This is a genomic window from uncultured Paenibacillus sp. (assembly GCF_963515335.1).
Taxonomy (GTDB): Bacteria; Bacillota; Bacilli; order Paenibacillales; family Paenibacillaceae; genus Paenibacillus_I.
In genome coordinates, this window is record NZ_CAUPYC010000102.1 from 1 (window position 1) to 8,777 (window position 8,777).

General features: G+C 58.0%; 8 protein-coding genes. 3 read left to right on the forward strand and 5 right to left on the reverse strand.

Annotated elements, in window-relative coordinates:
- Nucleotides 1-52: 52 nt before the first annotated feature.
- Both RWM61_RS20365 and RWM61_RS19570 read right to left on the reverse strand, forming a co-directional pair.
- On the reverse strand, nt 53-352 hold the full coding sequence (locus tag RWM61_RS20365; protein ID WP_399539083.1) for a DUF2933 domain-containing protein: 300 nt from the start codon (nt 350-352) through the stop codon (nt 53-55).
- 136 nt (nt 353-488) lie between these two features.
- The gene (locus RWM61_RS19570) at nt 489-764 is read right to left on the reverse strand and encodes a C40 family peptidase (RefSeq protein ID WP_399539085.1); all 276 of its coding nucleotides are present in this window, start codon (nt 762-764) and stop codon (nt 489-491) included.
- A gap of 174 nt (nt 765-938) precedes the next feature.
- Here RWM61_RS19570 and RWM61_RS19575 point away from each other — a divergent pair, with 174 nt between their 5' ends.
- From RWM61_RS19575 to metE, 3 genes are all read left to right on the forward strand, one after another.
- Complete coding sequence (locus RWM61_RS19575) at nt 939-3,164, forward strand: ribonucleoside-diphosphate reductase subunit alpha (protein WP_314003974.1); 2,226 nt, start codon at nt 939-941, stop codon at nt 3,162-3,164.
- Between the two features lie 88 nt (nt 3,165-3,252).
- Nucleotides 3,253-4,290, forward strand: a complete 1,038-nt coding sequence (locus RWM61_RS19580; protein WP_314003975.1) for a ribonucleotide-diphosphate reductase subunit beta — start codon at nt 3,253-3,255, stop codon at nt 4,288-4,290.
- A 160-nt stretch (nt 4,291-4,450) separates the two neighbouring features.
- A complete protein-coding gene (metE, locus tag RWM61_RS19585; protein ID WP_314003977.1) occupies nt 4,451-6,781 on the forward strand; it encodes a 5-methyltetrahydropteroyltriglutamate--homocysteine S-methyltransferase in 2,331 nt (776 codons plus the stop codon).
- Nucleotides 6,782-6,942: 161 nt separating this feature from the next.
- Here the strand turns inward: metE and RWM61_RS20370 are convergent, their stop codons facing one another.
- From RWM61_RS20370 to RWM61_RS19595, 3 genes are all read right to left on the reverse strand, one after another.
- Nucleotides 6,943-7,026 carry a putative holin-like toxin gene (locus RWM61_RS20370; RefSeq protein WP_373887467.1) on the reverse strand — a complete coding sequence of 28 codons (84 nt, stop codon included), beginning with the start codon at nt 7,024-7,026 and terminating at the stop codon, nt 6,943-6,945.
- 299 nt (nt 7,027-7,325) lie between these two features.
- Complete coding sequence (locus RWM61_RS19590) at nt 7,326-8,156, reverse strand: 5-oxoprolinase subunit PxpA (protein ID WP_314003980.1); 831 nt, start codon at nt 8,154-8,156, stop codon at nt 7,326-7,328.
- Between the two features lie 124 nt (nt 8,157-8,280).
- Nucleotides 8,281-8,727: a hypothetical protein gene (locus RWM61_RS19595; RefSeq protein WP_314003982.1), complete on the reverse strand. Its 447-nt coding sequence runs from the start codon at nt 8,725-8,727 to the stop codon at nt 8,281-8,283.
- Nucleotides 8,728-8,777: the final 50 nt, after the last annotated feature.

Below are 8,777 nucleotides of genomic sequence, written 5' to 3' on the forward strand. Positions count from 1 at the left end.
CGGCTCTTCCTGTTCAGTTCTCCCAGGCATAGCCTGGGGCTTAATATTTGAGTTAGTGGCAGCTGCGGCCGCCATGACGGTGACCGGCGTGAGCATCGGGACGGGAACCGCCATCCTGGTGGGTGTGCTGTCCGTCTTTGTTGTGCTGTCCGTCTTTGTTGTGCTGTCCGTCTTTGTTGTGCTCGGCGTGATTGTGACGGCCTCCATGTCCGTGTCCGCCGTGCATGAACAAATGCATGAGAGGACAAGCGAGAAGTGCCCCGTACAGAAGCCATTGCCATTTCTGCAGTACAACCAGGACAACGGCAGCAACGACAGCCGCGCCAATCAGTAATTTCCTGGAACCCGACATTTGAATCCGCCTCCTTTATCTTGATGCTATTATCCTATACAATCCGACTAAGACCTAAATGAAAGCAACCTTAAGGTTTGATAAGAATTAATTCCCGCTCGTCATTCCCCATCGAATGTGTCATGTTCGGCGTCGGTTATGGTCGTATAATCTTCACCGAAAGCGCGACACGGCGCGCGGTTACGTTTCTTTTCGCATAATAAGCTTCCGACAGCTTGCTGATCTGGACACCTTTGCCGTTGGAAGCATGCGAGAATTGATCGTCTCCCATATAAATCCCTGCGTGCGAAATTCCTTTGCCGTCCGTATTGAAAAAAATGAGGTCTCCCGGATGAAGCTCGTCTTTCTTCACTTCGGTGCCTACGCGCGCCTGCGATAAAAGCGGAGACGTAACCCGCGATTTTACCCCCATAGGTATGTAAACCCGTATTTCATCTGACGCTCGCCGCCGCTCCGGCAATGGATAACCGTGTCGAAGCGCCTATTGACTTGCACTATATATTGGTGTACCTTATTCCTTGTACCTCTACATATTGTATTGACCTAATTTTGTAACGACTGTTTTCGACAAGGAGTGACGTTGCCGGTGGATATTATTAAAAGGAACGGCCAGAAGGAAGAACTTATTTTTTCGAAGCTCAAAAAAGTAATCGATTTCTCCTGCGACGGTTATGACGATTGCGACCCGCTGGAGCTGGAAACGGCGCTTCTGCCCTATTTCCGCAACAACATCACGACGAAGGAAATCCAGCGCACGCTCACCCAGGTGGCGGTCGAGAAAACAAGCATCGAACAGCCGGACTGGCAGTATGTCGCGGCCAAGCTGCTCGTGTACGATCTGTACAAGGAATCCGCCATTAACCGCAAATACGGTTATTTCGGCTACGGGGACTTCTACTCGCTCATTACTTACTTGACCGAGAAGGGCTTCTACGGCAAATACATATTGGAGCATTACACCCGGGAAGAAATTCGCGAGCTCGGCAACTATATCGCGCCGGAGCGCGATTACCTGTTCAACTATATCGGGCTGAAAACATTGTCCGACCGCTATCTGATCCGCGGCTTCAACGGCGAGGTTCTCGAGCTCCCGCAGGAGCTGTTCATGGGCGTGGCCATGCACCTCGCCATGAAGGAGCAGGACAGGCTCGGCTGGGCCCGCAAGTTCTACGATGTGCTGAGCCGCCTGCAGATGACGGTCGCCACGCCGACGCTCGCCAACGCGCGCAAGCCGTTCCACCAGCTGTCGAGCTGCTTCATCGACACCGTCCCCGACAACCTGTGGGGCATCTACAACGTCGACTCGAGCTTCGCGCAGGTATCGAAATTCGGCGGCGGCATGGGCATTTACGTCGGCAAGGTACGCAGCCGCGGCTCCAACATCCGCGGTTACAAAGGCGTGGCCGGCGGCGTCGTGCCGTGGGTCAAAAACTTCAACAACACCGCGGTCGCGGTCGACCAGCTCGGCGTCCGTTCGGGCGCAGTCGCCGTGTACCTCGACGTGTGGCATAAGGATATCCTCGATTTCCTGAACCTGAAGACGAACAACGGCGACGACCGGATGAAGGCGCACGACATTTTCCCCGGCGTCTGCATTCCCGACCTGTTCATGAAGAAGGTGCAGGAGCGCGACAGCTGGTACCTGTTCGATCCGCACGAGGTTCGCACATACATGGGCTGGTCGCTTGAGGATTCATGGGGGGACGAGTGGGAACGCCGCTACGAGGAGTGCATCAACCATCCGGAGCTGTCGAAGGAAGAAATTCCGGCGATCGACATCATGAAGCGTATTCTGACGAGCTCGTTCGAGACGGGCACGCCGTTCGTGTTCTACCGCGACACCGTCAACCGCGCGAACCCGAACAAAAATTCCGGCATCATCTATTGCTCCAACCTGTGCACGGAAATATGCCAGAACATGAGCCCGACCGAATATGTCCAGACAACGCATGAGGACGGCGTCATCACGACGAAGACGAAGAGCGGCGACTACGTCGTCTGCAACCTGTCCTCCCTCAATCTCGGTCGCACGCGTTCGAAGGAAGAGATCGCCGAAGTCGTCGCCTGCCAGATGCGGATGATGGACAACGTCATCGACCTGAACCACTATCCGGTTCCGATGGCGGAAATCACCAACAAGAAATACCGCGCCGTCGGCCTCGGCACGAGCGGCTACCATCAGTGGCTTGCCCTGAACCGGATCGCCTGGGAATCCGAAGAGCATCTCGACGCCGCCGATTCGCTGTACGAGTGGATCAACTACTGCGCCGTGAAAGCCTCGATGGAAATCGCCAAGGAGAAAGGCGCCTACCCTGCCTTCGAGAGCAGCGAGTGGCAATCGGGCGAGTACTTCGACCGCAGAGGCTACGACAGCGCGGAATGGCAGGCACTGAAGCAGGAAGTCGCCGCGAACGGCGTGCGCAACGCCTGGATGTTCGCCATCGCGCCGACCGCCTCCACGTCGCTGATCGCCGGCTCGACGGCGGGCATCGACCCGATTTTCAACAAGTTCTTTATCGAAGAGAAGAAAAACGCCGTCATTCCGCAAACCGCGCCTAACCTGAACGACGAGACTTTCTGGTATTATAAAGAAGCGCATCACATCGACCAGCACTGGAGCATCAAGGCGGCGGGCCGCCGCCAGCGCCATATCGACCAGGCGCAATCGTTCAACCTGTACATCACGCCGGATTATTCCGCCAAAGCGTTTCTGGACCTGTATATGGCGGCTTGGGAGAACGGGCTGAAAACCGTCTACTACTGCCGCAACAAGAGCCTGGAAGTGGAGGACTGTGTAAGCTGCAGCGCGTAACGCGCCGCAGCTTTCCTTTCCGTTTCGGGCCGTCGCAGTGACATACAGCGGTGATATATGAAGATAACCGATATTAGGAGGCTTACCGATGGATCTGCAGAAAAAAAAGCTGTTCAACGAGCACGGCGACCGCGACTGGGGCGCACGCCGGATGATCGGCGGCAATACGACGAACCTGATCGAGCTCAACAACGTGAAATACGACTGGGCGACGAAAATGTACCGGACGATGATGAACAACTTCTGGATTCCCGAGGAAATTCCGCTGGCCCAGGACGCGAAGGATTATAAAAATCTGTCGTTGTCCGAGCGCAACAGCTACGATAAAATCATCAGCTTCCTGATCTTCCTCGACTCGCTGCAGACGGCGAATCTGCCGAATATCAACGAGTACATCACCGCGCCCGAAGTCAACCTGATCCTGACCGTCCACACGTTCCAGGAAGCGGTGCACAGCCAGAGCTATTCGTATATTCTCGACAGCGTCTGCTCCGCGGACGTGCGCGACCAGATTTACAACGCATGGCGCGAGGACAAAAACCTGCTGAAGCGGAACCGGTTCATCACCGACCTGTACGAGAACTTCATCGCCGAGCCTTCCTCGCAAAATCTCGTCAAAACGATCATGGCGAACTACATTCTCGAGGGCATTTACTTCTACAGCGGGTTCAGCTTCTTCTACGCCCTCGGGCGCCAGGGCAAGATGCTCGGCACCGTGTCGGAAATCAAATACATCCAGCGCGACGAGCTGACGCATCTGGCGCTGTTCCAGGGCATTTTCCGCGAGGTCCGCAAGGAGAATCCGGAGCTGTTCACGCCGGTGCTGATTGAGGAGCTGCGCCAAATGATGCGCACCGCCGTCGAGAACGAAGTCGAATGGGGCCAGTACATCACGAACAACCAGATCGCCGGCCTCACCAACGACATTCTGGAGCAGTACATCAAATTTCTGTCCAACGAACGGCTGAGCAAGCTCGGCCTCGACATCCTGTATCCGGAAATTACCGAGCATCCGATGAAATGGGTCGAAAGCTTCAGCAACATGAACGGCATGAAAACCGACTTTTTCGAGCAAAAGGTGACGAACTACAGCAAGTCGTCGAATCTGAACTGGGGCGATTTGTAGGAGCGAGCAGAAAAGCTAACCGCCCGGCGTCCATAGTGACGTTCGGGCGGTTTTTGCATAGTGATTTCGCTTGTTGCATATTTATACATTTAGATGTATATTTATTATTATTCTTTAAGGAAAGGCGATTTATCATCCTCGGCAAGGAGGAATTGCAAAAGTGACAAGCAACGGAAACCAAAACGGAAACGGAAACGGGATCGGAACGGTATCCAATCTCGGATATCCGCGAATCGGAGAGCAGCGGGAGTGGAAAAAGGCTTTGGAAGCCTACTGGAAGGGCGAGCTGCCGGAGGAACGGCTGGAAGCCGAAATGAAGCGCCTCCGCTTGCAAAATATCAAGAAACAGCACGATGCAGGCGTTGATCTCATATCTGCCGGGGATTTTACGCGATACGACCATGTGCTCGACCACACCGTCGCTTTCGGGCTGGTGCCGGAACGTTTCGGCGGTTTGAAGGCGGACGGCGCTCCGGCGTTGTATTTCGCTATGGCGCGCGGAGCGGAAGGAATCGCCGCCTGCGAAATGACGAAGTGGTTCAACACGAACTACCATTATATCGTGCCCGAGTGGGGGCCGGAATCGGCGCCGGCGCTGCGGTCGAATCCGTGGCTCGCCGCCTTCGAGGAAGCGAAAGCGGAGCTCGGGCTTGTGACGAAGCCCGTTCTTGTCGGCCCATATACGTTCGTGCGGCTGTCGAAGGGCGTGGCCGCCGGCGCTTTTGCACAGGCCGTTCGCAAGCTCCTTCCGGTATATGCCGAAGTGTTGGCTCAATTGGAGGCGGCCGGCGCTGAATGGGTACAAATCGATGAGCCGGCATTGGCCCTCGATGTCGCCGCGAATGACTGGCCGCTGCTGAACGAAGTGTACCATGTGCTGCGTGCGGCCGCACCGGGACTGAAGCTTATCGTGCAAACGTATTTCGACGCGGTGGACGATTACGAGGCGCTTGTCTCGCTGCCGGTGAACGGCATCGGCCTCGACTTCGTGCACGACGGAGGGGCGACGCTGAAGCAGATCGCCCGGTACGGCTTCCCCCCGCAGATGACGCTCGGCGCGGGCATCGTGGACGGACGCAATATATGGAGAACCGACCTGACGGCCGCGCTGGCTTTGCTGGACAGCTTGAAGCAGTGCATCGCGCCGGAACGGATCATGCTGCAGCCGTCCTGCAGCCTGCTGCACGCCCCCGTAACCTTGAAGCATGAGAAAAAGCTGCAGGGCATCAAGCGGCTGGCGATGGCGTTTGCCGACGAGAAGCTCGGCGAGCTGGCCGTTTTGCGGGCGGCAATGCGTGAAGGTTTGTCCGCCGTCAAGCTTGAGCTGCAGGATAACACCCTGCTGTTCGACGCGCTGCGGAAAAGTCCGGAACGCAACCGGTTCTCGCCGGTGAACGGTGCGGTTGACGGCGGCGCCGCCGTCGCAAGGCGGCCGGCATTCGAGGAGCGCCGGAAGGCGCAGCAGGCGAAGTGGAACTTGCCGCTGCTGCCAACCACGACGATCGGCAGCCTGCCGCAGACCTCCGAGATCCGCAAAGCGCGCCGGCAATGGCGCAAGGGCGAGCTGGACAATGCCGCTTATGAGACGTTCATCCGGGCCAAAATTGCGGAGTGGATTGCGGTCCAGGAACAGCTCGGGCTGGATGTGCTCGTGCACGGAGAATTCGAGCGGAACGATATGGTGGAATTTTTCGGCGAGTGCCTGGAAGGCTATGTGTTTACGGATAACGGCTGGGTGCAGTCGTACGGCTCCCGCTGCGTAAAGCCTCCGGTCCTATTCGGCGATATCGCGCATACGGCGCCGATGACGGTGCCGGAAACGGTCTATGCCGCTTCCTTGACGGACAAACCGGTGAAGGGCATGCTGACAGGCCCTTTGACGATGCTGAATTGGTCGTTCGTCCGCACGGACATTCCGCGCAAAGCCGTCGCTTTCCAGCTTGCCGACGCCATCCGCGCCGAAGTGGAGGCGCTCGAAGCGGCCGGCATCGGCATGATCCAGGTCGACGAACCGGCGCTTCGTGAAGGGGCCCCCTTGAAGAACAGGGAATGGCAGGAGTATCTCGGCTGGGGCGTCGAGGCGTTCAAGCGGGCGGTCGGCACCGTGCAGGATACGACGCAAATCCACACGCACATGTGCTATTGCGATTTTCATGAAATGATCGGCGCGATCCGCGACATGGACGCTGACGTCATCTCGCTGGAAACGTCGCGCAGCCACGGCACGCTGATCGAGGCGCTGCGCGGAGAGAGGTACGATAAAGGAATCGGCCTCGGCGTCTACGACATTCACAGTCCGTTCATTCCGGATACGGCGGAGATGGAGCGGATCATCCGCGAAGCGCTGGACGCCGTCCCGCCCGAGCTGCTCTGGGTGAATCCCGACTGCGGCCTGAAGACGAGGAACACCGAAGAAACGCTGCTGTCCCTTCGCAGAATGGTCGAAGCGGCGGATCGGATACGGGGCTCGCTGATGCAGGTGGGGGTGTGAAGAACTGCTTGCATTGTATGAGCGATCAGTGATATGGTTATTAATAGAAAGACCGCAAGTGCTGTAACACCTGCGGTCGGGTACGATAGTCCGCTTTTAAGGGCGGCGGCTTAACAAAGTTAGGTACAGAAATAGACCGTTAACCTTTGTGAGAGGGCGGTCTATTTCCTTTTATGGAAAGAAAGTATCAGCACAACCAGAGTCGCAAATGAAATCATCAGCGTCAAAGTTTGGTATACTTCCATCGCATCACCTCCTTTCGGAGGAATGCCGACCGCCCTTAAGCCGTTCTATGTACTTGGCCATATTATAGCATGAAATTCCAAAAGACGCCCTTAACGGCGTCTTTTTTCATGCAATCTTATCCGTTGCTTATCCAGCCAATAGTCGGGCCAAAAGTCGGCCGGCACGCCAGGACAGCCCCTGGCCGTGTCCCTATAAATACGCGATGACGTTCTGTTTGCATAGCGTTTCTCCTCTATGTTGCGGAAATGAATCGGTCCAAGCCGTTTCGGCTTGCAAGGCGCGGCTCGCGAACCATTCGCTAGCCATTAACGGTTGGAGGAAAAAGCCGGATGCCACGCTCACCGAATGCTTTCCTGATCGATACCGCCAGTTCAACCGCCTCCGCCCCGTCGCCGTGTACACAGATCGTATCGGCGCGAACGGCAAGAATCCCGCCCGATGCGTCCACGACTTTTCCGCTTTCCGCAAGCATGCATGCCTGTCGCACGGCTTCCTCCTTGGAAAGAAGAGCGCCCGCATGGCTGCGCGGCATGAGCGACCCGTCCGGCATATAGCGGCGGTCGGCGAACGTTTCGGAAACGGCCTGGAGACCGGCGGCCTCGGCTGCGTTCAGGAACAGGCTGCCCGCTTGCGCGAATAGAGCGATGCCCGGGCCGATGTCGTTCACGGCTTTAACGATCGCTTGCGCAATGTCCTCCTGCCGGTTCGCCATATGGTAGAGGGCGCCGTGCGGCTTCACATGCCGCAGCTTGCCGCCTTGCGCATGTACGATTGCCTGCAGCGCGCCGGTTTGATAAACGACGAAATCATACACTTCCTCGGGCGTCACGGCCATCTCGCGGCGTCCGAAGCCAAGCCGGTCCGGAAGTCCGGGGTGCGCGCCGATCGCCACGTTGTGTTCAATGCAGCTTATTACCGCCGCTCGCATCGTATGCGGATCTCCGGCATGGAAGCCGCAGGCGATATTGGCCGAGGAAACGAGCCCGAGCAGCGCCTCGTCCTGGCCGAACGAGTATGCGCCGCAGCCTTCTCCCAAGTCGCAGTTGAGATCGACGCGGAGTCGGGCGGTATGGGTATGAAGGTCGTCCGGCGCAAGGCCGGTATCGTCGGGCTCGAATGAGTGCTTCACGATGGTTGGCCCCTTTCATGGATGGAATGGACGATGTTCCGCTAACGGAATGAACGGCCGAACAGGCCGACGGCAAGCCCACGGCGGCATGCTTATCGGTTGAGCCGCTGCGCTTGGGCGGCTTTCATCTCGCAGAAGCGGGGATGGGCGCTGCAGGCGTCCGGCCGAGCAGCCCGGCCGCCAGCATGCGAAGCGACGCTTCCCGTTCGAGGTCGAGCCGCTGCGCTTCGGCGACTGTCACCTCGCGGAAGCGGAGGCTGTCGCCCGGTTTGGCCTGGGCGAGCAACGGCAAATCCGCCGTCGCGACATGCGCGATGACGGGATAGCCGCCGGTCGTCTGGCAATCGGCGGCGAGCACGATCGGCTGGCCGCCGGGGGGCACCTGAACGGCGCCTGGCATAATGCCGCGCGATCTCAGTTCCGCGCGGTCTGTCCGTTCCAGCGGGAGCCCGGATAAGCGGCACCCCATCCTGTCCGAGGCGGGAGCCACCCGGTACGGCTCCCGGAACAGCCGTTCACGCGCTTCCGCCGTGAACGAGCCGAAGGCGCCGCCGGGCATCGCGCGCAGCACGATGCCGTCCGCGGCGTCGGCGCCGCCGTAGGCCTCCGGCGGCGCGAACC